The sequence below is a fragment of the Spirosoma montaniterrae genome (genome assembly GCF_001988955.1).
Classification (GTDB): domain Bacteria; phylum Bacteroidota; class Bacteroidia; order Cytophagales; family Spirosomataceae; genus Spirosoma; species Spirosoma montaniterrae.
In genome coordinates this window covers 2539808-2561965 of record NZ_CP014263.1, presented here as the reverse complement: position 1 = coordinate 2561965, position 22158 = coordinate 2539808, and the positions used below count along the sequence as shown (strand labels likewise).

Sequence of the window (22158 nt, the reverse complement as noted above, 5' to 3'; positions counted from 1 at the left end):
CAATAAATCACTACAACAATGAAAATTTTACTTGTCTCAATTGCGCTGCTGGGTGCGATCAGCATCGGCTGCAAATCGGCAAAAACGACTGTGAACACCGCAACAACGGCTGCAACCGGAGGCAGCGAAAGCTTGTACAAGTACAAATGGACGCTGGTTGAACTCGGCGGCAAGTCCGTAACGCCCGCTGGCAACGACCGGGATGCCCATCTGCTGTTCACCCCCGAAGATGGCGGACGCGTAGTGGGTTCAACAAGTTGCAACCGGCTTACAGGCGGCTTTACGGTAGAAGCCAACAACAAACTGACGTTCAAGCCAGGAGCCACAACCCGCATGGCCTGCCCGGAACCGAATGTAGAAAATGAGTTCACAGCGATGCTGGGTCAGGTGAATGGCTTCAGCGTAGCCGACAAAGCGTTATCGCTCACCAAAGATGGCAGCACCGTGGCGAAGTTCCGGGGCGACGCGGTGAAGTAGACGGGCTGTGTCAGTATGAGCGCATTGTGTTGTGCTTTTTCTGGGACAACACAATGCCCTATGTCTACGACCCGACGCCATTTCCTGACCTCGCTCACGGCCCTGACCGGAGCCGCGCTCCTGCCCGATTCGCAACCCGCGCAGGCCGGAACTGTACCGCCCAATACGCAGCCGCTTTCCTGCAACGCTTACACCTGGAATACCTTCTACGGGCGCGAAAAAAAACAGTGGATGGCCGACCCCGATGCCTCGCTGACGGAGTACGTAAAAACCGGATTGACCGCCTACGAACCATCGTTCAATAACGCCGATGACGTAAAAAAGCTGGCCCCGTATTTGGCAAAATACAAGCTGGCGATGCCATCGGTATACGTCAACAGTTCGCTGCATGAAGCCGCCGATGCGCAAAAATCCATCGAGTCGGTTGTGCAGATTGCTACAGCAGCCAAACCATTGGGTGCGCGGTTTGTGGTCACGAATCCGAACCCGATCAAGTGGGGTAGCGACGACGACAAAACCGATGCCCAACTGACCGAGCAGGCGCGTAACCTTGACCGGCTGGGTGCCGAACTCCGGCAGCGCGGCCTTGTGCTGGCCTACCACACCCACGCGCCCGAACACCGGCAGGCCGCCCGCGAATTTCACCACATGCTGCTGGCATCCGACCCTAAAAACGTATCGCTCTGTTTAGATTCGCACTGGGTCTATCGCGGTTCCGGCAACTCCCAGGTAGCTCTGTTCGATGTAGTGAAGCTTTACGGCAAACGTATCGTCGAGCTGCACATCAGGCAGTCGAAAAATGGGGTCTGGCAGGAAATTCTCTCCGACGGCGACATTGACTACCGGCGGCTGGTGGCCGATTTGAAGGGGCAGAACGTGCGGCCTCTGCTGGTGCTGGAACAGTGCTTGGAAAAGGGTTCGCCTAACTCAATGGGACCGGTCGAAGCGCACCGGCAAGACATTGCTTACGCCCGCGATGTGTTCGCCGAACTGCTGTGAACGGTAAATCGGTATTGCAACAATTTCGGGTTGGTCGGGTTATTTAGGCAGCACTTACATTCTCATGTTATGACTACTGATTTGAATAAGCCGGAAACACAAACTAAAGAGCCGAAGAATGTTCAGCCCAACATTGGCCTTGATAAAGATGTTCTGAAAAAGGACAATGAGTTGCTGAACGCATACCTTGCCGATCTCCACGTATTATACATCAAAACCCGCAAGTACCACTGGAACGTGGCCGGGCCAAGCTTCAAAGAATACCACGAATTCTTTGAAGAGCAGTATAATCAACTCGAAGAGATCATCGATCAGGTAGCTGAGCGCATCCGAACGCTGGGCGGTAAGCCTTTGTCGACAATGGCCGATTACATCAAGAACACGAGCCTTGAGGAAGACCACAGTGGCGAAGTGAAGACCCTCAACATGTTCGAGCGGCTCCTGAGCGACCATGAGCAGGTAGTGCGCGAACTGCGCGATGATGTAGAAACCTGCGACGAAGAACTGAACGACGCCGGTACGGCAGACTTCCTGACGGGACTGATGGAGGAACACGAAAAAATGGCGTGGATGCTCCGCAAGTACCTTTCGTAGAGATGAGTGAAAAATGAAGAGTGAAGAGTGAAAAATGTTGTAGCTTGACCGCAATAACTTTACACTCTTCACTTTTCACTAACTACCAGTGCCCAAATCTCTTTCGCTTCGTGCCGGACTTGGCAGTGTCTTATTCTGGTCGGTTATCTCGGCTGCATTTATTGGTCCCGGCACCGTTACTACCTGTGCAATGGCCGGGTCGCGGTTTGGTGTTAGTCTGCTGTGGACATTAATGTTTTCTACCCTGGGTACTGTTTTATTGCAGGAAGCAGCCGCCCGCGTCACTATTGCATCGGGATTGAGTTTGGGCGAACTGCTCACACAAATCTACGGTCCGCGTATTCGCTGGCTGATGGTGTTGCTGTTTGGGACCGTCACGCTGGGCTGTGCAGCCTATCAGGCCGGCAACATTCTGGGTGCCGTGTCGGGTCTGGGGTTACTAACGGGTCTGTCAACGCCCGTTTTAACTGCACTGACCGGGCTGGTGTGCATCACACTATTGTGGCAAGGGTCTACCCGGTTTATTGCCAATATGTTAGGTTTGGTCGTGTTCGGGATGGGCATTGCTTTCGCCTATGTTGCCACAAGCGCGTCTCCCGATCCTGCTGAACTTATCCGGTCGTTGGTTACTCCAACCTTACCGCCCGATTCGACCGTACTGGTTATCGGCCTGATTGGTACGACCATTGTGCCATACAATTTGTTTCTCGGATCGGGTATTGGACAGGGGCAGTCGCTGGCCGAAATGCGGTGGGGCATTGGTTTAGCCGTACTGATTGGCGGCTTAATTTCGATGGCTATCCTACTATCGGGAACGCTCGTATCGGGCGAGTTTTCGTTTCAGACGGTGGCCCAAACGCTGGAAAACAGGCTGGGTAGGTGGGCAGGTAGTCTGTTTTCATTCGGTCTGTTTGCGGCTGGCTTCACCTCTGCCCTTACGGCCCCGCTGGCCGCAGCCGTCACAGGACGAAGTTTGCTGGGCTGGCGCGAAGGCTCATGGGCCTACCGGGCTACGTGGCTCAGCGTGATGATTGTTGGCCTGACGTTTGGCATGTTAGAGGTAAAACCTGTGCCTGTTATTGTTCTGGCACAGGCAACCAACGGCTTGCTGCTGCCGTTGGTCGCTGTGTTTTTGCTAGTTGCCGTTACCAACAAAGCTATATTACCCGTTGCCTATCGGAACCGCCCGTGGCAAACCGTCGCCATGCTGTTTGTGGTAGTTGTTACAGCCTTTCTGGGATTGCGGAATTTGTGGCTGGCAGTGTTTTGACAAGCAACAGATGGTCAACGGTAGAGACGCAAAGGGTTGCGTCTCTACCGTGCCAGCTACACCAAATTAATTTCGTATTATTTCTTCTGCAACTCCCGATTTTGCTGCTCTAATCGCTCGATGCGCTTCTGCTGTTCAATCAGATGGAGCGTCAACTCTTCGTTTTTCTGAACGAGCGTTGCCAGTAACGTAGTCAAATCAGTGCCTTCTTTCACCATGTTGGCAGCACTGGGCAGGCCGGGCAGGTGTTTATGCTGCCTGATATATCGTTCTACCTCCGTCAGCGATGGGAGTTGATAGCTGGGGGCAAACACGAAATCGGCCCATTGACCTTCGCTGCGGGGCTGTACGCGCATGGCCGTTGCCGAAAGCTGCCCCGATAGCATTACGTCGCCTTTGTCGGTCACGGTCAGAAATTTGGCGGCTGTACCCTCGGTCGGAGAATTTGCCGTCAGGTTGGTCAGGCGGAGACCGCTGCGTCCGTCAATACCGGCGGTAAGTTCGAGCCGGTTTTGCGGAGCCGAATTACCAATGCCAACATTAACGTTGTTCCCCAGTACGAGTGCGTTACTGGTCAGCACACGGGCGTTGGCACCAATGGCCGTGGCGTTGGATAGATTTTCTCCGGCAGCTATGGCATTGGCACCCAGCAGCGTGTTATCATTGCCGTCGGCCTCACCAAAGCCTGCGCCGATGCCCATAATTACGTTACGGTTGCCATTGCGATTGTTGCGGCCCGAATTCCAGCCCATAAACACGTTGTCGTTGCCCGTAATATTGAGCTTGCCGGCCTCTACGCCCACGAGGGTGTTGTTACTGCCGGTTGTGCCCGGAGAACCGGTTTTGTAGCCGTAGTAGGTGTTGTTGCTGCCGGTAGTGTTCCCCTGTCCAGCCTGATTACCCATGAAGGTGTTGGCCGTGCCGCTGTTGGCGGGCGATACCGTGCCGTTCGCCGGGCTGGTGCTCTGCCCGATAAACAGATTGTAGCTCCCCCCAACCGAATGGATAGTAATCGTCTGGTTGTCGGGAGTTATGATTTGGCCCTGGCCGTAGCCAAGCAGTGGCAGCGTCAACGTGCCAATAGTGAATAAGGTAGAAATTTTCATGAAAACCGATTATGTTTCTATTTTGACGTTAAGGTAGCAACCAGCAACTTCATTACCAACTTGCGTCCCTACATTTATGATATATGACCAAATAGAAGTCTATCGGAAACAGAAAATTCCTTCCTGATGGATACACAACAGGGTTTATTTCAAATATTTCTCAATTGTCTGCCGAATGAGCGGGCGGGTAGTTTTCGAGTCGTAGGTAGAAGCTAAGGCAGTTTTGCCGAGGTCTTCGAGTTCGCGGCCAAGCACCATGCCTTTCACCTGCCCACGCAGGGCCACGTCGCTGCGGGTTGCCAGTACTTCGTTCCAGACGGTCCGCACATCGACCCAGTAGGCGCGGTGTTTGGCCCACCATACTTTACCCGCCTGACACTTTTTTTCATCGGTTCGGCGATACGTATTCAGCCCCTTCTCCGACGCCAGCAGTTGGTCGCCCGCTTCCGAGCGCATGATTTTGTCGTTGTCCTGCTCATGAACGTACCCATCGGGCATAATTCGGTGGCGGTTGGTTCGGCGCATTACGTTGTAGTCGTGGCGTTTGGTGTATTCACGCCGGGGCAGGGGCGCATCGACGGTGCTTTCCCAGTAAGTTTTTCCATCGGCGTGAATCCAGGTTGCCGAAGCTTCGTAGCGCGGGCTGTCGTCTACTTCAAACACCTGCTGTGTCCACTGCCCGCGCACGTCGGCAGGGCTTTTTTTGACGCGTTTCCAGGTGGCGTTCTGATCGAAGGCCAGCAGGCTCGTGTTCTCAAACAGCCAGTCTTCGCGCCAGTGCTTGATTACCAGCGAATCGCCCATAACGAGCAGGTGCTGAATAACAAGTTTACCCGGACGTTCTTCATCCACAAACACCAATTCGGTGCCTTTCGCCTGATAGCGGTCTTTGAATTGGTAGGCTTTATCGGGGGCAAAGGTTTCGGCATATACGAAATCAACGTCGTGGCACCCACATTGCGCTTTTATAGCGGCTACGTCGGCGGGTTTGGGCGTAGTTTGAGCGAGTGCCAACACAGAGATGGCTGTCAGACAGGTTGTTAAGAAGGGAGTTTTCATAGAAATCGTACAGAGTTAGTGCGTTCGTTTCGTCAGCAAGGGTTTAGCTTATTTAGAATTTTCAAAATAAAAACGAAAATAATTTGGAATAAGTCTAAACAAGGTCTACGTTTGCATCGTCAATATAGTCCTCAAGATGCTCCTCACCACGCTGCTTACTGGCCTGTTCAGCCTGACTGCCACACCTGCCACCGATACCGTTCGTAGCCGGTCGCTGGAAGAAGTGGTTGTGACGGCTACGCGCACCGAGCGGCCAATGGGTGCGCTGCCCATGCCTGTGACGGTAATTGAAGGCAAGCAGATTCGGCAGATGGGTAGCCTGCGGCTCAACGACGTGCTGGGCGAACAAACCGGGCTGGCTATCGTGACCAATCACGGGCAGGGCGTTCAAATGCAGGGTTTCAATCCTGACTACACGCTTATTCTGATCGATGGTGAGCCGCTGGTAGGCCGCACTGCCGGAACGCTCGAACTGTCGAGGCTGGCGGTGGGTAATATCAAGCGCATTGAAATTGTAAAAGGCCCGTCGTCAAGTCTGTATGGCTCTGAAGCATTGGCGGGCGTTATCAACATCATCACCGAGAATCCAGGGCAAACAAGAGGCTCTGTATCAGCTCGCTACGGGGCCAACCAAACCAGTGATCTATCTGGCGACGTGTCGTTGAAACAGGGAAAAGTTGGGCTGTATGCGTTCGGCAATCGGCTATCGTCGGCTGGTTTTGACCTGACACCCGATGTGACTGGGCAGACCGTTTCGCCCTTTGTGAACTACACCGGCAGCGGACGCATCACGGCAGATTTGTCGAGCCGCTGGAAACTGAACGTGTCGGGCCGCTACTTCACCGAGCGGCAGGATAACCGCCTGGCTCTGCCCGACAGCCGCATCGTAACCGGGCCGGGCCGCATCAGCGACGTAAATCTGAATCCGACGCTCATGCACCGCCCTACCGATGCCTGGAAACTGACGTACCGGTTCTATCATACTACGTACCAGACGAATACGGATTTAGCGTATGAGGGTGCGATTAAACCCGGCGAAAACCGGCTGTACGACAGTCAGTTTTTTCGGCAAACGTTTAACCGCCCCGAAGTGCAGGTCGATCATTACATTCGTCAGAAGCATATCCTAACGCTGGGCGCGGGCTACATTGCCGAGAGCGTAGAAGCTACCCGCTACACGCAAACGCAGCGATTCGGTACGCGCTACGGCTTTTTTCAGTACGAATGGCTCCCCACAACCCGGCTGAATCTGATTGCGGGCGGTCGGGTTGATGTTCACAGCCAATATGCAGGGCAGTTTAGTCCGAAGCTATCGGGGCGGTATGAACTGACGCGCTCACTGGCGCTACGCGGCAGTGTGGGTGTGGGCTTCAAAGCACCCGATTTTCGGCAGTTGTACCTGAATTTCGACAATGCCGTAGCGGGTTATAGTGTCTTTGGCACCGAAGAATTGGCGGCTGGCCTGGCCCGGTTGCAGCAAAGCGGCCAAATCGCCGAAATCCTGCTCGACCCGGCGCAGATTGGTGCTATACGACCCGAAAGTTCAACGGCATACAACATTGGTTTTCAGCTACGGCCCGACGGTGGTACGAAAACACTGACGAGCCTGAGCCTGAACCTGTTCCGCAACGACGTGCGCGACCTGATCGAGACGCAGCCCGTAGCTCGTCGCATCAATGGGCAGGCCGTGTTCAGCTATTTTAACCTCAGCCGCGTTTTCACGCAGGGAGCCGAACTGGAAGCGCAGTTTCGGTGGGCGGTGGGAGCAGGCGGACAGTTAATGTTCTCTGCCGGTTATCAGTTTCTGGATGCCCGCGACAAAGCCGTACTGGACCAAATCGATGCCGGACAACTGTTTAAACGCAACCCCGAAACATTGGTGAGCGAGCGGGTTCGGCGGAGCGATTACGGCGGGCTGCTGAACCGGTCGCGGCACATGGCAAACGCACGACTGTTCTACGAGAATACCAAACGCGGTTATTCGGCTACGTTGCGGGGCATTTATCGCAGCCGCTACGGATTTGCTGACCGCAACGGCAACCTGATTCTTGACGACGACAGCGAGTACGTGCGCGGTTACGTACTCTGGAACCTGTCGGCGGCCAAAACGTTCCGGTCGCTCACGATGCAGGCGGGTATCGACAACCTGCTCGGCCACACTGATCCGCAATTTATCCCGAACCTGCCGGGGCGCATCTGGTACGTGTCGGCCCGGTGGGTCTGGGCAAAAAAGTATACAACCAATTGATTATGAATACGAACCAAGCAAAAACAGCGGCCTTTGTGCTGAGTCTGGCCGCACTGCAATTCGCCTGTTCCGACAAAAACGAGACGCCCGCGCCTGTACCCGTTCGGGCCGAAACCGTGCGCAACCTTGCCGCCGACCCAACCACGGGCGTTAATCCGCAAACCGGGCAACCGCTGGGGACAACGGGGCGATTTACGTTTTACAACCTGCGCGATAACCAGATCATTGCCAATACCGACTCGGCCACCAACAAGTGGGACGTAGGCTTTCGGGGGCAATCCATCATTGTCAACGGCGGGGCCATTCGTTCCGGGCAGGGTGGAGCGTACATCCATACCGGCACATTCGATGAACTGACGACCATACCCACATCGGCCACGTTTGCGCAGGATCAGAGTGCCACCAATCTGGCGATTCCGGTGCGTTCGGGCGCGGGGTGGTACAACTACAACCCCCAACTCAACCTGATTACACCTATTCCGGGCCGGGTGCTGGTGATTCGGACAGGCGATGGTAAGTATGCTAAAATGGAAATTCTAAGCTACTACGAAAACGCTCCTACGCAGATAGACGCCAACCGCGACCGGGCACGATTCTATACATTCCGGTACGTGTACCAACCTGATGGCTCGATGAAGTTGAATTGAAGAATATGTTTATACCTGTAAGAAAATAGCGACTCCGTAGTGGGTTGCTTTTTTTTTGACTACCCGTTGCATAAAACTATGCCGTACTTTTATGGCATGAAGTGGCTGATTACCATTTGGGCTGTTTGTGTTGTGCTGCTGTCGGCTTTACCCTGCCCCGACGGCGACTGCTGCGCCTATACCGGGTCGGCACCCGCCAGCCACCATACCGACGCTCCCGCCAGCGACGCCGACGATCATCACGCGCCGTGTAGTCCGTTTTGCCACTGCGCCACTTGCCTCGGATTTACCCTTACCCCTGCGATTATCTACTTACAGCCGCCAAGTAGCTTATACCTTTCCCGCCAGCCCGTCCGCTTTGCCTATGCTGCGTTGCGCCCCGACGACGTGCTGCTCACTATCTGGCAACCACCCAAAGTGTAGCTTTGGCGCGAGACAGTCCGATGTATCGGTTAGCTCGTGCTGTTTACTGAGTAAGCATTTGCTCACGCCAGCGAACGCTGGCTATATCAAAGACGCGGGCCAACCGATATGTCGGACCGGCTCGCGTCAGAACAATTCCATAAGCCATCATGAAATTCATACTATACTTTTTACTCCTGACGACTACAGCGTTAGGGCAACAAACTATTGGCGTTGGTGTTCGCCATGCAGACACCAAACAGCCCATCGCCGGTGCCACGGTTCGCGTAGTGGGTGGCAACACTGGCAGCATTACCGACAGCACTGGTTTTGCCCGGATTAGTGTGCCAAACACTGGCCCGGTTCGCCTGAAAATATCGGCAGTTGGCTTTGAAACGGCTGCTGAAACGGTAATGCTACCATCTGTCGATACACTGCAAATCGCGCTCAAACCGGCAGAGGAAGAACTCGACGAAGTCACTGTAACAACCACGCGCACAGGCCGCACCGTAGCCGATGAGCCGACGCGTGTAGAGGTGATCGACGGCGAGGAGTTAGACGAAAAAGCCAACATGCAACCGGGCAATATTTCGATGATTCTGCGCGAAAGCACAGGTATTCAGGTGCAGCAAACGTCGGTAATGTCGGCCAACGCCACCATTCGAATTCAGGGTTTGGACGGTCGCTACACGCAACTCTTGCAGGATGGATTGCCGTTATACAGTGGCTTTTCGAGTGGCCTGAGTATCATGCAGATACCGCCCCTGAATCTGAGGCAGGTGGAAGTGCTGAAAGGCTGTCAGTCAACGCTCTATGGCAGCGGAGCCATTGCCGGACTCGTGAATTTGGTCACGAAAGACCCGACCCGCGAGCGCGAATTATCGTTCATGGGCAACGGCACGTCGGCGGGCGGGTTGGATCTGAACGGTTATTACGCCCACCGAAACGAAAAAATCGGTCTGACCCTTTACGCCACCCGGAACACGCAACGCGCCTTCGACCCCAACCGCGACAACTTTTCGGACCTGCCGCAAACGAGCCGTACCACTGTGCAACCCAAACTGTTCTGGTATCCGACCGAAACCACAACCGTATCGGCGGGGCTTATCTGGGTAGGCGAAGACCGGACGGGCGGCTACATGCCCACATTGCGGACCGAAAACACAGCGGGTTTTACGGAGGAAAACCAATCAAATCGGCTGGCAACGCAGTTTCGGCTCGACAGTCGGTTTCGTAACGACTGGTCGCTGACCGTGAAAAACAGTTATAGTACGTTTCGCCGAACCATTACCCAGCCTATTCAGAATTACCGTTTCGATGGGGTGCAGCAATCGTCATTCAGCGAAGTTAGTGCGTTCAGGCATCGGCCTAAAACGGACTGGATTGTGGGCCTGAACGTATGGACAGATGCTTTTCGTCAGCCGGTATCCGCTGGTAATCAGATGATATATAATCAACTAACGGCGGGGCTGTTCGTGCAAAATACGCTCATGCTGTCGGAGCAGTTTAGCCTGGAAACTGGCCTTCGCACCGATTGGGTACAGACACGCATCGATGCCACCGGGCGCACGTCGGCGCGACTGCTGGCTCTGCCGCGTTTTTCGCTGCTCTATCGGGCGTCGGAACGGTGGACGAGTCGGTTGGGTGGCGGTTTGGGCTACAAGGCACCAACGATCTTCACAGAAGATGCCGAACGGCTCTCGTTCCGAAACGTTGATTTAACGTCGATGAGTACAGGAGTTGAGCAATCGCTCGGCCTGAACTGGGATGTGAACTACCGCACCGAACTCGGCGATGAAACTACGCTGTCGATTAACCAACTGTTTTTTGCAACCCGGCTCAATAATCCGCTTGTACTGAGCACTATGCCCGGCGAATCCACGCCGGGCAGCGCGTTGCTGTCGTTTCAAACGGCGAATGGTTTTCTCTTTACGCGGGGTTTGGAAACTAATATCAGGCTGGTTCACAAAGCTATTCACGGCTTTCTGGGCTATTCGCTCATCGATACGCACCGCCGGTACGACAACCTGACCGGCCCCATTCCGCTCACCGCCCGGCACCGGCTTTACCTGACAACGCTCTACGAGACCGAGCGCGTAAAAACCGGCTTCGAGGTGTTTTACACCGGTCAGCAGCAACGCTCCGACGGTTCATCCACGCGCTCGTATGTAACAATGGGCTACATGGCCGAGTGGAAGTGGGTAATTGCTAACGTGTTGAAAGGTAGCCTGTTTATCAACTTTGAAAACTTCACAGACGTGCGCCAGTCACGCTTCGAGCCGCTGGTATCGGGTTCGGCATTACAGCCCGTTTTCGTGACGGATATTTACGCGCCCACCGATGGCCGGATTATCAACGGTGGGTTAAAGTTGCGGTTGTAATGTATGATTAGCACGCTACTGGCACGAGCCAACCGATACGCCGGGTCGGTTCGCACCAGTAGCGTGCTAATTTAGAAACATTAAAAATAATCTTGAAGTTTCTTTGGAATCTGTCTAAACAAGACTGACCTTTGCGAGACCAAACTACTAACGGGTTTGGCTTCACCTATGCGTCAGTTTACAGGAACAATTCTTTTCATTCTCTTCAGCTTACCCGCTCTGGCCCAAACAGGGCAGATCAGTGGCACCACCACGCCATTTGCTAACGTCTCTTTGTTGAAAACCCGGCTCGGCGTTCAGTCTGATGCGTCGGGTACGTTTAGTTTGTCTGCCGTTCCGGCGGGTAATTATAGACTGAAAATCAGCGCGGTAGGCTTTGCTGATGCCACGCAGCCAGTGACCGTGCGGGCGGGCGAAACTACCTCGGTAGCGATAAAACTGACCCACAGCGCGGCTTATCTGGAAGAGGTTGTCGTTACGGCAAGCCGGAAACCGGAGAATGTAAAAGAAGTACCTTCGGCGATGACCATTGTGGGGCAGCGGCAGATTCAGGAACAGGCCGCTATGAACCCAGACATCACGAATATTCTTCAATATACCGTGCCGGGGCTGGCATTCACCACCGGACGCACCTCCAACACCGGCCAAACCCTGCGCGGTCGGCAAGTGCTGGTGATGATCGATGGTATCCCGCAATCGACACCGCTTCGTAACGGCGGGCGCGACCTGCGTATTATCGACCCGTCGGCCATCGAACGCATCGAAGTTATTAAAGGAGCCACGTCGATTTACGGCAACGGAGCCGACGGCGGTATTATCAATTATATCACAAAGAAAGCGTCGGTCGACCAGCCGTTCACCGCGCAAACGTGGGCAGGGCTGTCGGGGCAGATCGGTAACGCCGACCAAACAATGGGCTACCGGTTCAGTCAGCAGTTTACGGGCCGCACCAACAAAATCGACTATGTGCTGAACGGCACCTTCGAGCGCACGGGCCTGCAACGCGACGCAACGGGTGTCCCGATTTCGCCCTTTTACAACACCGGGCAGATGAATTCGTATAATGTGCTGGCAAAAGTGGGCTATACGCTCACCGACCGGCAGCGCATCGAAGGTATGTACAATTATTATAGCTCACGCTCTGATTTACAGTTTGTTGAGCAGTTGGGTGTGTACGGTAAAACGCCCACCATTGGCGTCCCGGCGTCGGGCGAACAACCCGGCACTCCGCAGGGAACGCCTTATAACCACAACGCTACCCTTCGCTACAGTTATGACCGGCTGCTGGGCGGTACAAGCCTTGAAGTAGTAGGCTACATGCAACGTTTCCGCACCGTGTATGGCTACGACGCGCAGTTCTTCGAGAATGGCGGGCAATCGAACGTTGTCTCGAACAAAAAAGGCGTTCGGCTGAACCTGAACACACCGTTTGCGCTGGGGAAATCGCTGGCGGGCGAGTGGGTGTACGGCGTTGACCTGCTCAACGACCAAACGGCGCAAAAATTACAGGATGGCCGTTTCTGGACGCCCGACATGAACATGACCAATCTGGCTCCGTTCGCACAACTCAAATTAGATTTTTTCCAGAATCTCACACTCAAAGCGGGTGCCCGATACGAAAATATCGGCGTAGTGGTGTCTGATTTTACGACCCTGAAAACGTATAACGCGACGACCAAAAAATACGACGGTGGCATTGCTGTACAGGGCGGTACGCTGACGTATCAGGCGTTGGTCGGCAATGTGGGTCTGCGGTATTCGGGTTCGGCAGCCTTTCAGCCGTTTGTGAGCTTCTCGCAGGCATTTTCGATCAACGAACTTGGTCGGATTCTGCGGACGTCGCAACGGTCGATAGTGTCGCAGTTGGAGACCAGACCAATCATCGTAAATAACTACGAAGCAGGCGTTTCGGGGCAGGTGGGCCGGTTTGTGCATTACGATTTCGCGCTCTACGAAAGCCGCTCTGAACTGGGGGCATCGTACCGGACACTGCCCAGTGGCGTGTTCGAGATTGTGCGGGCACCCGAACGTGTGTGGGGGTATGAAGCCGCTCTTGACCTGACGCCGGTCCGGTTTCTGGCTGTGGGCGGATCGTATACCTATCTCGAAGGCAAATCAGACAATAACAACAACGGCGATTACGAAACCTACCTCGGGGGCGACCGTATTTCGGCTCCGAAAACAACGGTCTACGTGCGTGTTCAGCCCAACAATCGCCTGAGCCTGAACGTGAACGCGTTACGGGCGGGTAACCGCAGCCGGTTCAGTCCGGCAGCCAACGGCACGTATGCTTATGCACAGGGGCCTGTGATGGCCTACACGTTGCTGAATTTCAGCGGGTCGTATCAGTTGACGCGCAAAGCGGGTATTAGTCTGGGCGTTGAAAATCTGCTGAACACCGACTATTACCCGGCCATTTCGCAGTGGGCCGCTCGTGCTGCCGACTATATCAAAGGTCCTGGTCGCAGAGCCATGCTGACGCTAAACTACCGCTGGTAATGGAGCACAGATTTTTGAAAGGGGAACACGGATTGGACGGATGCGACAGATCAACACGGGTTTCTTATCAACTATGTAGTATCAAAAATTCGTGTCAATCTGTTGCATCCGTATAATCCGTGTCCCATCCCTATGAGAACGTTGATTCATAAATTGCATTTGCTGATTGGTCTATCGTCGGGCGTGGTTGTGCTGGTTGTGGCTCTAACGGGCTGCGTGTGGGCATTTGAGGAAGAAATTCGCTACCTGACCCAGCCCGATCAGTTGTTTGTGTCGGCACAAGGTAGCCCCCGCGTTTCTGTGAGTCGGGTTATAGAAACAGTGAAGAAGGCTGAACCCTCTGTCGGTATCAGTCAGGTGCGGTTATTTGGCGACCCGACACGGGCTGTTCAGGTCTTCACCAAAGACAAACGGCTGTTGACCGTAAACCCCTATACCGCTCAACTGCTGGCAAAGCGCGATCAGGAAACCGACTGGCTCCTCATCAACCTGAAATTGCACCGGACGCTGCTGCTCGGCGACGTGGGTAAGAAAATCATCTACTGGAATGCCTGGCTCTTCGGCCTGATGCTGGTATCGGGTTTTGTTTTGTGGCTTCCGGCGCGGCTGCGGCAGTTGCGGGCGGCACTGACCATAAAACGGAATGCCAAAGCTGCCAAACGTACCTACGACCTACACTCGGTGCTGGGTTTCTACGCCGTTCCGTTCCTGCTGCTGATCGTGGCAACAGGCATCGACATGGCTTCACATGGTGATAAGAAAAAAGAGAAACCTGTTGTATATCAGAAACTTGCTTCAGCGCAGGTGATTGACAAAGCCGTTTCATCGGCATTAGCCAACGATGCGTTTGAAACGGTGCGGGTTAATGTACCGAAAGACAGTTTAAACCCGTTGCGGGTGGTGGTGATGTATCCAACGTCTGGCCTGCGCAAAGAAAGCACGTTTAGCTTCGACCCGGCCAATGGAACGTTGCTGGAAGCTAAGCCGTATGAGAAAATGAGCTTCGCGGCCCGCTTCTGGAAATCGGATTACGAACTGCACACGGGTCGTATTCTGGGTTTATTCGGCAAATGTTTGGCATTTGTTGTGGGGCTGATAGCCGCCAGCCTGCCCGTTACGGGTTTCCTGATGTGGCGCAACCGCCGAAGAAAAAGGGTTGTTACCAGAAAAATTGTTAGAAAGCAGGCAGTAGTATAAAAGCTATTACACAGAGACACGCAAAGGAAAAGGAGATAAGTAGAGCGAAATAAAAACTCAGTCAAGCTCTGTACTTTCTCCGTGTACCTCTGTGTAATAATTTTAAAATCACTTGTTTAAAACTGGTCTAAATAATATATTTGTCCCAACATCACTTGAGTTGTACTGTGAACACTATCCCCACTTCTTACCAGGAGCTATATCGTACCGATAAAGGATCTGTTTATCAGTGCGATGCAACCAGCCGGATTGTTCTGGAGTTCTGGGATTCGTTTACGCCTATGTCGCCCCGCGATTTTGTGCAGTTTCGGCGCATGGTGCGAACCATCGACGTTCGGCAGATGGCACTTAGCACCGACGCGGCCCATGACGTTGAAATTCTGGCCCTGCCCAAAGCCGACCGTTGTTATGTGCTGACACTCTGCGAAGTAATACACCTGCGCGAACTGCTGAACGGAGCCACAGCCATGCTCGAACTCAACAGTATGCTGCGCGAATGTGGCTGTTCTGTGATAGCGGCTTAAACATAGACTACTTCTAAATTTCCTGAAAACCAGCCGGTCGTAGAACAGGGGCTGGTTTTATTGTGTTAATTTGGTGTGACAATGTTCCACCGAATTTTTAGCCGTGAGGCCGTAAACAGATATGAAAGATTTAATGAGAATGCGCTCGTCGGTCAAAGAAGCCGTTGAACTGGTGCTAAACCAGCAAATTCAGATGGAGATGGTTTCGTCGTCGAAATATTTGGCGATGGCGGGCTGGTGCGACCGTAACGGGTTCGACTATAGCGCGGGCTTCTTCTACAACCAATCGGAAGAGGAGCGGAAACACGCCATGAAACTGTTCCACTACCTGACCGATCAGGGCGGCACGGCTTTCTCGCCCGAAGTGCCCGCCGTTGGGCAGGAGTTCGACTCGCTGCGGTCGGTGTACGAAGGTGCGCTGGAGCAGGAAATTTCTGTCACTGATTCAATCAACCGCATCGTAGCGGTGTGTCGGCGCGAGAGCGACTTCGCAACCGAAGAACTGATGCGCTGGTTCGTAAAAGAGCAGGTGGAAGAAGAGTACATTGCCCGGCGTGCGCTCGAGCTGTTCGATCAGTTCCCTGCCGATCAAATTTATAAACTCGACAAAGCTCTGTCGCAGATTACGTATGATGGCAATCCGTTTGAAGACGGCGAATAAGCCTTTTCCTGATTTCGTTGCAAACGGCATTCCTAACGGGGTGCCGTTTTTGCGTTTTTAACTGGTCTGGTACGTGTTTGCGCGTTACCTTTGCTGCCGGTATGAAAAACGCGCTGCTTTATCTGCTGCTTGTCGCAACGCTGTTGCCTTCGGTCAGTCAGTGGGGTGTCATTGCGTATTACCATGCCAACAAGGATTACATCGCCCGCGTACTCTGCGAAAACCGCGACAAGCCGCAACTGCATTGCGACGGGAAATGCTTTCTGGCTAAACGGTTGAAAGCCAGCCAGGACCGGCAGGACAAAGAAACCACCGAGCGGGTTCAGAACCTGCCTGCGATGCAGTTATTCTGCGAATCGGGAACTGCGTTTATGTTTACCCCAATCTGGCTGACGCTTTTTTCGGTTCAACCGACTCCCTATCAATTTCCTTCGTATTCGGCTCCACTCGCCGATCTCTTCCGCCCGCCACGGGTGTAATTATGTCTGTGCTTTTCGGGTGCTGAGCGTAGTTTGACATACGCTTGTGCGTTTTCGGGACGCTGGTCGGCTTCGTTGCTGCTTCAACACCAATCTCAGTTGAAATAAATAATTAACCCTTCTGCAAGCGGATGACTACGCGTCCCGGAATTAATTCATCCGCTTGCAGAACTCTTCCATAAGGGGGTGAATTAATTCACCCCCTTATGGAATGAGTATCGTTTTATCTCTAATCCGATGATTATCAACAATACCATTCGGCTCTTTGTAGCCGCCGTTCTTGCTATGTCGGTACTGGTCTCGTGCAACAATGATGATGCCGACGCCATTGACCCAAACGTAAAGAACACAGTTACGCTGGAGTTCGACAACCGCGTGGGCGATCAGAAGTTAGTTCTCGGCACAACGCCCTATAAAAACTGGGCAGGCGAAGATTTCACCGTCACAACCTTCAATTATTTCGTGAGCAACATCAAGCTCAAAAAAGACGACGGTACGGTGGTTGCCATTCCGAACCAGTATTTCCTGATTCGGCAGGCCGACGCCAAATCGCAGGTTGTGCAACTGAAAGATGTGCCATCGGGCAATTACAGCGAAGTTTCGTTTGCGGTCGGCGTCGATAGCGTGAAAAGCCTGGCCCCAATTACCGAACGGACGGGCGCACTCGACGTGACGAGCTACGGCGATGATGGCATGTACTGGTCATGGAATTCGGGCTACATTTTTATGAAGTTTGAAGGCGTTTCATCAGTAGCACCGGTACGTACAGACGGTCGGCGGCTGTTTCAACTACACGTTGGTGGGTTTGGTGGCGGCTTTAACGGCGCAGCCCGCACCGCTAACAACCTCAGAACGGTTACACTCCCAATTGCGCAGAAAGCCACTGTACGCGGAAACATTGCGCCAACCGTGCATGTACTGGTCGACGTAAAGAAGATTTTCGACGGCCCGACCCGCATCAGTCTGGCAACGACCAACAATGTGCACAATCCGAGCGTTGCCACGCCTATTGCCGAAAATTACAAGCAAATGTTTGCGGTCGATCATGTACACAACGACAATCAGTAAACGGTGGGGTGGGGTGCTTTGCCTGCTGCTCATGGCTGGTTGTGTGCCCAAACAGGAAGCCGAGCCGGAACGGTTGTTTGCCGTTCCGGCCAATTTTCCGCAACCCGTGTATGCCCTCGACAAGAACCAGATTACGTCCGCCGGCGTACTGCTGGGCCGCACACTCTTCAACGACAGCAACCTCTCACGCGATGGCAGCATCGCCTGTTCAGAATGCCATCAGCAGGCGTATGCGTTTACGCACCATCAGCACGATTTGAGCCACGGCATTGATAACCGGCTGGGCGAACGCAACTCGCTGCCGCTGCAAAATCTGGCCTGGTCGACGCAGTTTTTCTGGGATGGGGGCGTTCATGACCTCGACCTGACGCCCATAACAGCTATTGAAAACCCGCTGGAGATGGACGAGACGACCACGAACGTGGTGCAAAAACTGCGTAACAATCCAAAATACCCGCCGATGTTTAAAGCTGCTTTTGGCACCGACGAGGTAAGCGGTACGCGCTTTTTACAGGCTCTGTCGCAGTTTATGCTCACGCTGGTATCGGCCAACAGCCGCTACGACAAATGGGTGCGAAAAGAGCCGGGCGGCATGCTCACCCCCGACGAACAAGCCGGGCTGGCAGTGTTTCGGACGAAGTGCAGTGGCTGTCATGCGGGCGAGTTGTTTACCGACAATTCGTTTCGCAATAACGGGCTGTACATTCAGGGAAGTCGCGACCTAGGCCGCGCCCGCGTGACTGAACGGGCCGAAGACCGCTATAAATTTAAGGTGCCGAGTTTGCGGAATGTCGAGAAAACGCTGCCATACATGCACGATGGCCGGTTTTATTCGCTCAGTGCCGTGCTCGATTACTACGCCGGGAACGTGCAGAACACCGAAAATCTCGACCCGCTCCTGAAACAAAACGGGCGACTGGGCATCGCGCTGACCGATGTGGAAAAGCAACAAATCATCGCTTTCCTGAAGACGCTGACGGATGAGGAGTTTTTGAAAAACCCACAATTTAATTAGATGTACTCCCGGCATGAAAAAATACGTCTTCTTCCTGTTTCTTACCCTATCTGCCCTGTCCACGTTGGCCTGCGACATCTGTGGCTGCGGAAACGGAAGTTCATTTTTTGGTATTTTGCCACAGGGGCACCGGCGTTTTCTGGGGGTTCGGTATCGCTATGCTTCGTTCGATTCGCACATCGGGAGCCTGAATCTGCAAACCCGCGAACAATTTCGAACGGCTGAATTATGGGGACGGTTTTACCCCACCAAACGGCTTCAGGTGCTTGGTTTCGTGCCATATCAGTTCGGTCAGCAAACGATGCTTAAAACAGGAAGTGTAACGCCGTTACAAGGTTTAGGCGATGTGTCGGCAATGGCGCAGTACAATCTGCTGAATACGTTCATGCAGGATTCTGCCGCGCGAACCATCGACCATAATCTGCTGATTGGCGGGGGCGTTAAATTACCGACAGGCCGATACCGGTACGACGCCAATAGCAACGCCGAAGTAGCGAATCCAAACTTTCAGTTGGGCACGGGTAGCGTTGATTATCTGTTCACGGCCATTCATACGGTGCGCTACAAACAGTGGGGCCTGAACACCGACCTGTCGTATCGGCTGGCGGGTACAAACAGCAATGGCTATCGCTTCGGGAATCGGCTAACTGGCTCACTATCGGCGTTTTATCTGAGCAGCGTGGGGCCGAAAGCCATTATGCCCAACGTGGGCGTGTTTGTTGAACAGGCGCAACGTGATCGGCAGCATGGTATCCAAAACAGTCGCACAGGTGGCTACGCAACTTACCTGAGCGCGGGTACGGAAGTGTATCTGAACAAACTGTCGCTGGGAGTTAGCTACCGGCACCCGCTGGCGCAGAAGCTGGCAAACGGCGAAATCCGGGCTAACGCTCAACTAAGCACGCATCTTACGTTTTTGTTCTGAACAAAACCGAACTCCATTTCATTATTTCCGTTTTACCATTAAACTCCCATCACAATCATGATTCGCATTGCATTATACCTGCTGGCAGTGGTTCTGGTCAGTACGGCCTGCCAGTCGAAAACGAGCGAACACAACCACGAGGGTCATGAGCAGCACGCTCACGATTCCGAATCGGCCACTACTACGCCCGTTGCTAAATTAGAGCAGCAGATTATGGCAACCCACGATAGCGTGATGCCGCTGATGAGCGACCTGATGAAGCTCAAAAAAGAGATGCTCACCAAAGCCGATGCCGCTACCGACCCGATGGCAAAGGAACGATATATGACCCTGAGCCGCCAACTCGGCGACGCCGACAAAGCCATGATGGACTGGATGCATCAGTACAACGGCGACACGCTCGCTAAGTTAGACGAAGCCAAAGCGATAGATTACCTGAAAGATGAGCAACGGAAAGTCAACAGCGTTCGCGATCAGATGCGCCAAAGCATCGCTAATGCAAAGGCTCTTTGAAAATACCCCACCCCAACCCCTCCCCGTTAGGGAGGGGCTTCCGCTGGAAGCATCTATGCTTAGCCCCTCCCTAACGGGGAGGGGGTGGGGTGGGGTTCGTACAACTATGAAAAAATATATTTCTGTGGCCCTTCTCACGCTGCTATGGGCGTGTGGGCCGGGCGAAAAACTGCCGTATCTGGGCGAACCCGAAACGGTTACGAAAGTGGTTGATGGAAAAGAGGTTACAGAACCGAAATATCCCGTTATTCCGCCGTTTCAGTTTACCAACCAGGATGGTAAACCCGTGACCGAGCGCGATTTGACTGGCAAAATCTACGTGGCCGACTTCTTTTTTGCTACATGTCCAACTATTTGCCCGGTCATGAGCCGTAACCTGAAACTCGTTTGGGATGTCTACAAAGACGCGCCCGACGTGCGGTTTGTGTCGCACACCATCGACCCCGACCACGACACGCCCGCTGTGCTGAAAGCCTATGCCAACGACCTCGGAGTGACGGGCCAAAACTGGCAGTTCCTGACTGGCGACCGGGAAAAAATCTATGAGATTGGCGAAAAACATTATCTCGTTACGGCGGGTAAAGATTCTACGGCTCCCGGCGGCTATATCCACAGTGGAGCGTTTGTGCTAATCGATAAACAACGCCACATCCGGGGCATGTACGACGGCACTAAAAAAGAGGATGTAGACAAACTGATTGCCGATATTAAAATCTTGCAGTCTGAAGAATAATCAACGCTATGCTATGACTGAAAGCCCATTGCTTCGACTGACAAAACCCATCGTTCGTCCGTTTGCTGAATTTTTTCAGCGCGAAGCGTCGAGTGGTATCGTACTGATGGTTAGCAGCCTTGTTGCGTTGCTGCTGGCCAATAGCGATTGGGGCATTGCCCGGTATTTCCCTGATTTATGGGAAAATACCCTGAGCTTGTCGGTCAACGAGTTCCGGCTTGAAAAAACGCTGTCGCATTGGATCAACGACGGGCTAATGGCCCTGTTTTTCCTTATTATCGGCCTGGAAATCAAGCGCGAAGTGCTGGAGGGCGAACTTTCGTCGATGCAGCAGGCGGCATTGCCGTTGGTGTGCGCTGTAGGAGGCATGGTGGTGCCTGCGTTATTGTTTGCCGCGTTCAACGTCGGAACGCCAACGGTGGATGGTTGGGGCATTCCTATGGCGACCGATATTGCCTTTGCATTAGCCGTTGTGAGCCTGCTGGGCGACCGGGTGCCGCTGTCGCTCCGGGTATTTCTGACGGCCTTAGCCATTGTCGATGACCTCGGAGCCGTGCTGGTTATCGCTATTTTTTACACGCAGGATTTACAGCTTTCCTACCTCGGCATGGCGGGTGGCATCTGGCTTGGGTTACTACTGCTCAATTACCTGCGCGTTCGCAGCTTGCCCATTTATCTGGTGCTGGGCGTGGTGCTGTGGTACGTCACCCTGAAATCGGGTATACATGCAACTATTGCCGGCGTGCTGCTGGCTATAGCCATACCGTTCAAGATTCCATACAGACGCCAGGAGTTGGTGATGCTGGTCGAAGAACGGCTCAACGCGGTAGCCGACACCGTCGCAACGCCCGGCGCGTCGGCCCGTGAAGTGAGCGAAGAACTTGAAGCCCTTAATGCGCAGATTAGTTCGCCCGCGCAACGGCTCGAACACTACCTGCATAGCCCTGTAGCCTTTGTTATCGTTCCTTTATTTGCGTTCTGCAATACCAGTTTGGTTATCGACGTTAGCACAGTAAGTCAGTTGACTGAACCTTTGGCCGTTGGCATCATGACCGGGTTATTGCTGGGTAAATCGCTGGGCATTACGCTGGCGGCCTGGCTGGCAATTCGGCTGAAGGTGGCGAGTTTGCCCGCCGACGTTTCGTGGCGGCAACTTATTGGCGTATCGCTGCTGGCGGGCATCGGCTTTACGATGTCGATCTTTATCACACTGCTGGCCTTTCCTAACAGCACCGATATGCAAAGTGTGGCTAAACTGGCGATCCTGGTAGCGTCGTTGCTGGCGGGTGGCTTTGGGTACGGGCTGTTACGCACGGCCAACCGCTGAAAAATTGTACAGTACTGCTCTCTCATCCAGACGA

The 22158-nt window shown here is 53.6% G+C and carries 21 protein-coding genes; 19 read left to right on the top strand and 2 right to left on the bottom strand.

The features are described from left to right. The first annotated feature begins 18 nt into the window (after window positions 1-18). From AWR27_RS11210 to AWR27_RS11195, 4 genes are all read left to right on the top strand, one after another. Window positions 19-477, top strand: coding sequence for an META domain-containing protein (locus tag AWR27_RS11210; RefSeq protein ID WP_077131257.1), 459 nt, complete (start codon window positions 19-21; stop codon window positions 475-477). Window positions 478-537: 60 nt separating this feature from the next. Next, window positions 538-1476: a sugar phosphate isomerase/epimerase family protein gene (locus AWR27_RS11205; RefSeq protein WP_077131256.1), complete on the top strand. Its 939-nt coding sequence runs from the start codon at window positions 538-540 to the stop codon at window positions 1474-1476. Between the two features lie 69 nt (window positions 1477-1545). Further along, a complete protein-coding gene (locus AWR27_RS11200; RefSeq protein WP_077131255.1) occupies window positions 1546-2070 on the top strand; it encodes a Dps family protein in 525 nt (174 codons plus the stop codon). An 88-nt stretch (window positions 2071-2158) separates the two neighbouring features. Continuing rightward, window positions 2159-3340: an Nramp family divalent metal transporter gene (locus tag AWR27_RS11195; RefSeq protein WP_077131254.1), complete on the top strand. Its 1182-nt coding sequence runs from the start codon at window positions 2159-2161 to the stop codon at window positions 3338-3340. 77 nt (window positions 3341-3417) lie between these two features. Here AWR27_RS11195 and AWR27_RS11190 read toward each other — a convergent pair whose 3' ends face one another. Together AWR27_RS11190 and AWR27_RS11185 are read right to left on the bottom strand one after the other, a co-directional pair. Then, window positions 3418-4446 (bottom strand): hypothetical protein, encoded by a 1029-nt coding sequence (locus AWR27_RS11190; RefSeq protein ID WP_077131253.1) that lies wholly within the window; start codon window positions 4444-4446, stop codon window positions 3418-3420. A 144-nt stretch (window positions 4447-4590) separates the two neighbouring features. Further along, a complete protein-coding gene (locus AWR27_RS11185; protein WP_077131252.1) occupies window positions 4591-5505 on the bottom strand; it encodes a DUF6607 family protein in 915 nt (304 codons plus the stop codon). A gap of 136 nt (window positions 5506-5641) precedes the next feature. Here AWR27_RS11185 and AWR27_RS11180 point away from each other — a divergent pair, with 136 nt between their 5' ends. The 15 genes from AWR27_RS11180 (at window position 5642) to nhaA (ending at window position 22124) form a co-directional block, all read left to right on the top strand. After that, on the top strand, window positions 5642-7753 hold the full coding sequence (locus AWR27_RS11180; RefSeq protein WP_077131251.1) for a TonB-dependent receptor plug domain-containing protein: 2112 nt from the start codon (window positions 5642-5644) through the stop codon (window positions 7751-7753). A 2-nt stretch (window positions 7754-7755) separates the two neighbouring features. After that, entirely contained in the window at window positions 7756-8400 is a 645-nt protein-coding gene (locus tag AWR27_RS11175; RefSeq protein WP_077131250.1) for an HmuY family protein, read from the top strand. 78 nt (window positions 8401-8478) lie between these two features. Then, a complete protein-coding gene (locus AWR27_RS11170) occupies window positions 8479-8823 on the top strand; it encodes a hypothetical protein (protein ID WP_077131249.1) in 345 nt (114 codons plus the stop codon). A gap of 149 nt (window positions 8824-8972) precedes the next feature. Beyond that, on the top strand, window positions 8973-11183 hold the full coding sequence (locus tag AWR27_RS11165; protein WP_077131248.1) for a TonB-dependent receptor: 2211 nt from the start codon (window positions 8973-8975) through the stop codon (window positions 11181-11183). Between the two features lie 168 nt (window positions 11184-11351). Then, window positions 11352-13682, top strand: coding sequence for a TonB-dependent receptor (locus AWR27_RS11160; protein ID WP_077131247.1), 2331 nt, complete (start codon window positions 11352-11354; stop codon window positions 13680-13682). A gap of 132 nt (window positions 13683-13814) precedes the next feature. Further along, window positions 13815-14879: a PepSY-associated TM helix domain-containing protein gene (locus tag AWR27_RS11155; RefSeq protein ID WP_077131246.1), complete on the top strand. Its 1065-nt coding sequence runs from the start codon at window positions 13815-13817 to the stop codon at window positions 14877-14879. A 167-nt stretch (window positions 14880-15046) separates the two neighbouring features. Next, complete coding sequence (locus AWR27_RS11150; RefSeq protein ID WP_232326039.1) at window positions 15047-15403, top strand: hypothetical protein; 357 nt, start codon at window positions 15047-15049, stop codon at window positions 15401-15403. 121 nt (window positions 15404-15524) lie between these two features. Continuing rightward, window positions 15525-16064, top strand: coding sequence for a ferritin (locus tag AWR27_RS11145; protein WP_077131244.1), 540 nt, complete (start codon window positions 15525-15527; stop codon window positions 16062-16064). Between the two features lie 101 nt (window positions 16065-16165). Continuing rightward, complete coding sequence (locus tag AWR27_RS11140; RefSeq protein WP_077133930.1) at window positions 16166-16543, top strand: hypothetical protein; 378 nt, start codon at window positions 16166-16168, stop codon at window positions 16541-16543. 237 nt (window positions 16544-16780) lie between these two features. Continuing rightward, window positions 16781-17611 carry an MbnP family protein gene (locus AWR27_RS11135; protein WP_077131243.1) on the top strand — a complete coding sequence of 277 codons (831 nt, stop codon included), beginning with the start codon at window positions 16781-16783 and terminating at the stop codon, window positions 17609-17611. Further along, window positions 17589-18626: a cytochrome-c peroxidase gene (locus AWR27_RS11130; protein ID WP_077131242.1), complete on the top strand. Its 1038-nt coding sequence runs from the start codon at window positions 17589-17591 to the stop codon at window positions 18624-18626. Before AWR27_RS11135 ends, AWR27_RS11130 begins: the two co-directional genes overlap by 23 nt. Before the next feature lie 13 nt (window positions 18627-18639). Then, window positions 18640-19551, top strand: coding sequence for a hypothetical protein (locus tag AWR27_RS11125; protein WP_077131241.1), 912 nt, complete (start codon window positions 18640-18642; stop codon window positions 19549-19551). A gap of 57 nt (window positions 19552-19608) precedes the next feature. After that, complete coding sequence (locus AWR27_RS11120; protein WP_077131240.1) at window positions 19609-20064, top strand: hypothetical protein; 456 nt, start codon at window positions 19609-19611, stop codon at window positions 20062-20064. Window positions 20065-20170: 106 nt separating this feature from the next. Next, the gene (locus AWR27_RS11115; protein WP_077131239.1) at window positions 20171-20797 is read left to right on the top strand and encodes an SCO family protein; all 627 of its coding nucleotides are present in this window, start codon (window positions 20171-20173) and stop codon (window positions 20795-20797) included. Between the two features lie 13 nt (window positions 20798-20810). Continuing rightward, window positions 20811-22124 carry a Na+/H+ antiporter NhaA gene (gene nhaA, locus AWR27_RS11110; RefSeq protein WP_077131238.1) on the top strand — a complete coding sequence of 438 codons (1314 nt, stop codon included), beginning with the start codon at window positions 20811-20813 and terminating at the stop codon, window positions 22122-22124. The last annotated feature ends 34 nt before the right edge of the window (window positions 22125-22158 follow it).

Excerpts from the sequence above, each read along its gene's own strand:
- AWR27_RS11155 (WP_077131246.1), top strand. The coding sequence starts at position 13,815 with ATGAGAACGTTGATTCATAAATTGCATTTGCTGATTGGTCTATCGTCG.
- AWR27_RS11200 (WP_077131255.1), top strand. The coding sequence starts at position 1,546 with ATGACTACTGATTTGAATAAGCCGGAAACACAAACTAAAGAGCCGAAG.
- AWR27_RS11165 (WP_077131248.1), top strand. The coding sequence starts at position 8,973 with ATGAAATTCATACTATACTTTTTACTCCTGACGACTACAGCGTTAGGG.
- AWR27_RS11185 (WP_077131252.1), bottom strand. The coding sequence starts at position 5,505 with ATGAAAACTCCCTTCTTAACAACCTGTCTGACAGCCATCTCTGTGTTG.
- AWR27_RS11160 (WP_077131247.1), top strand. The coding sequence starts at position 11,352 with ATGCGTCAGTTTACAGGAACAATTCTTTTCATTCTCTTCAGCTTACCC.
- AWR27_RS11170 (WP_077131249.1), top strand. The coding sequence starts at position 8,479 with ATGCCGTACTTTTATGGCATGAAGTGGCTGATTACCATTTGGGCTGTT.
- AWR27_RS11205 (WP_077131256.1), top strand. The coding sequence starts at position 538 with ATGTCTACGACCCGACGCCATTTCCTGACCTCGCTCACGGCCCTGACC.
- AWR27_RS11115 (WP_077131239.1), top strand. The coding sequence starts at position 20,171 with ATGAAAAAATATATTTCTGTGGCCCTTCTCACGCTGCTATGGGCGTGT.
- AWR27_RS11130 (WP_077131242.1), top strand. The coding sequence starts at position 17,589 with ATGTACACAACGACAATCAGTAAACGGTGGGGTGGGGTGCTTTGCCTG.
- AWR27_RS11120 (WP_077131240.1), top strand. The coding sequence starts at position 19,609 with ATGATTCGCATTGCATTATACCTGCTGGCAGTGGTTCTGGTCAGTACG.
- AWR27_RS11135 (WP_077131243.1), top strand. The coding sequence starts at position 16,781 with ATGATTATCAACAATACCATTCGGCTCTTTGTAGCCGCCGTTCTTGCT.
- AWR27_RS11140 (WP_077133930.1), top strand. The coding sequence starts at position 16,166 with ATGAAAAACGCGCTGCTTTATCTGCTGCTTGTCGCAACGCTGTTGCCT.
- AWR27_RS11175 (WP_077131250.1), top strand. The coding sequence starts at position 7,756 with ATGAATACGAACCAAGCAAAAACAGCGGCCTTTGTGCTGAGTCTGGCC.
- AWR27_RS11145 (WP_077131244.1), top strand. The coding sequence starts at position 15,525 with ATGAAAGATTTAATGAGAATGCGCTCGTCGGTCAAAGAAGCCGTTGAA.
- AWR27_RS11210 (WP_077131257.1), top strand. The coding sequence starts at position 19 with ATGAAAATTTTACTTGTCTCAATTGCGCTGCTGGGTGCGATCAGCATC.
- nhaA (WP_077131238.1), top strand. The coding sequence starts at position 20,811 with ATGACTGAAAGCCCATTGCTTCGACTGACAAAACCCATCGTTCGTCCG.
- AWR27_RS11125 (WP_077131241.1), top strand. The coding sequence starts at position 18,640 with ATGAAAAAATACGTCTTCTTCCTGTTTCTTACCCTATCTGCCCTGTCC.
- AWR27_RS11190 (WP_077131253.1), bottom strand. The coding sequence starts at position 4,446 with ATGAAAATTTCTACCTTATTCACTATTGGCACGTTGACGCTGCCACTG.
- AWR27_RS11180 (WP_077131251.1), top strand. The coding sequence starts at position 5,642 with ATGCTCCTCACCACGCTGCTTACTGGCCTGTTCAGCCTGACTGCCACA.